The following is a 2,533-nucleotide window of genomic DNA, read 5'->3' on the forward strand; positions in this document are numbered from 1 at the left end:
CTTTTTTGAGTAAAGTATCAAGTGTTTGGCGGTCGAGACGCTCATAAATATCTCGGCTTCCGTGAATAACATCAGTTAAGACATTCTTTACAAGTTCGGCTTTATTTTGGGTGCGTTCAAAATTGGTATTAAAATCTTTTTCTTGACTTTTTCGCTTAATTTCAATTGGTCTATCTACTTTATTGTATGTTTTTGCTGTAAATTTTAGCGAATCTGCCGCTTGAGAGTTATCGTAGAAATATTTATAAGTAACTATGCCTTGTTGATTTTCAATATTTACTCTGAGATTATTAGGTTCTCGATTTCGTCGATTACGACTTAATTGTATAACCTGACGATTGATTTCGCTAACTAAATCTTCTACACTACGCTGACGCATCAGCAATGAGCGTGTAGGTTGTGTGAGTTCTTCCCAAGCCAAGTTTTGCTCTTCGAGCATATCTTTTATTAGTCCCATTTGGCGTTCAGGAATCTCAAAAGTTGGTTCTGCCCAAAAAATATCCGACGGAGCAATCGTAATTGTGTGGTTAGTCATGCCTTTGGGCAAAAGCACCACATTATGTCTTTCCTTGTCAGAGTTTTCAACATTTACTAGCACTTCTTCACTTTGGGTTTCTTGAACCGAAGGTCGAGGTTTTCTTTTCCTTTGAATCTTTTTTTGCGTAATCGCCAAGAGTTTTTGCTGTTCTTGGGCTTTCATTTGCTGATTTGCCAAGAAAATAACCTCTTGCTTTTCAATTTTTTTGACAGTCGCCAGCATGGCATCGTTCACATCACGGTCAAACTGTTCTTTTTTAACGGCAATCGCATTTTCAATCCAATACCACTGAAAGGCCATCAGACCCAACAGAGCAAGCAACATGACAACGATGATATTACGAAAATTCATGACAGGATTAAAGCGATTTTTAAGATTTCAAGATAATTATTTCTTGCTTTATCATTTTCAAATGCTGTCGACTGTTGACCATCGACTGTGGACTATTTTAATTATCTCACGAAATTAACGCCATAAAATCAAAATTATGGTTTATTTAACACTTTTTAACACCAAACAATTTGCTAACTTTACATAAATCTCAACAAAACCTACCCTACAAAATGTCTTTTCTCATTATAATTCTTTGTATCGTCTCAATTCTTGGGTTTCTCTACGCTTGGTTATATCAAAAAGTATCGAAACATATTCCAGAAAATTATCCAAACGCCAAAAATAGGCAACAGATTGATGCTTCTAAAAAAGTATTGGTGTGTTTTGGCGATAGCAATACGCACGGCAATGTGAGCTATAATTGGGTAAATGATTTAGGTTCTCAGCTAACTGATTATCAGGTTTTTAATGCAGGAATAAACTCCGATTTAACTTATACTTTACTCCGCCGAATTGATGATGTAATTGCTTGCAAACCCAATTTTATCACGATTCTGATTGGTACGAATGATGTCAACTCAACGATGGGTAAAACAATGGAAAAACGTTACCAAGATTTAGGAAGAATAAGCAAAGTTACATCGCCCAATTTTGAAGATTTCAAGAAGAATTATATCGCAATTATTGGTCATTTAAAAGCTAAAACTCAGGCTAAAATAGCAGTTATGTCATTGCCAGTTATGGGTGAGGATTTGGCTCACGAAGCTAATCAGAAAGCCGATAAATACAGCGAATTTGTGAAGCAACTCGCCACCGATGAACAACTCATTTATTTGCCAGTCAGAGAAAAACAAAAAGAGTTTTTGCAGAAAAACCCGCAACCGCTGAAGCATACGTTTGAAGAAACCTACAAACTGCTCAATTTTTCGGTAATCAGTTATTATTTACTGGGGAAAAGCTGGGACGAAATTTCTGCCAAACACGGCTTTCAACTCACGCCCGATAATCTACATCAAAACTCAATCGCTGGTGGAATGATTCGTGATTTGGTGAAAGATGCCATGAAAAGCTGAAGTTAAAAATTTTATTCTACCAATCGTTTGGTAAATAAAAAATAGTTTTTACATTTGAGCCTAAATAAAATAAACTACGGACTGTTGTCCGTGAGCTATCGACTGAAAATGCCAGTTCAGAAAATTACCAAAGAAGAAATATTGCTAAAATCATCGGATGTTTTTCGAGTGAAGGGCTACCATAATACTTCGATGCAGGATATTGCCGAAGCCAGTGGTTTGCTCAAGGGAAGTCTGTATTATCATTTTCCGAGTAAGGAAATGTTAATGAAAGATTTACTCGTTTCGATTCATACTTATCTGACTAACAAGGTTTTCCCGATTGCCGAAGATATAAACCTCACGCCCGAAGAACGAATGGAAAAACTTCTGAAGAAAATGGGGAAATTACTTCTGGAAAAAGAAGGAGGCTGTTTAGTAGGAAACACTACCCTCGAAACGGTTGGAGTTGTGCCCGAATTTCAATCAGTTTTAAGAGCTATTATGGACGATTGGACAAAAGCTTTGCAGATAATTTACGCAACTCGCAAAAGTCCCGAGCAATCATTCAGACTCGCCCAACAAACCATCATGGAGTTTGAAGGAGCGG

General features: G+C 37.0%; 3 protein-coding genes. 2 read left to right on the forward strand and 1 reads right to left on the reverse strand.

Going from position 1 to position 2,533, the window contains the following annotated elements; genetic code table 11:
• Window positions 1-889 (reverse strand): hypothetical protein (locus ACOVO2_RS18940; RefSeq protein WP_421771478.1); only part of this gene is annotated, 889 nt, incomplete at its 3' end.
• A 212-nt stretch (window positions 890-1,101) separates the two neighbouring features.
• Here ACOVO2_RS18940 and ACOVO2_RS18945 point away from each other — a divergent pair.
• The gene (locus ACOVO2_RS18945; RefSeq protein WP_421771479.1) at window positions 1,102-1,944 is read left to right on the forward strand and encodes an SGNH/GDSL hydrolase family protein; all 843 of its coding nucleotides are present in this window, start codon (window positions 1,102-1,104) and stop codon (window positions 1,942-1,944) included.
• 108 nt (window positions 1,945-2,052) lie between these two features.
• On the forward strand, window positions 2,053-2,533 hold a 481-nt coding region (locus ACOVO2_RS18950; RefSeq protein ID WP_421771480.1), incomplete at its 3' end, for a TetR/AcrR family transcriptional regulator.

It is taken from the genome of Emticicia sp. (assembly GCF_049241225.1).
Classification (GTDB): domain Bacteria; phylum Bacteroidota; class Bacteroidia; order Cytophagales; family Spirosomataceae; genus Emticicia.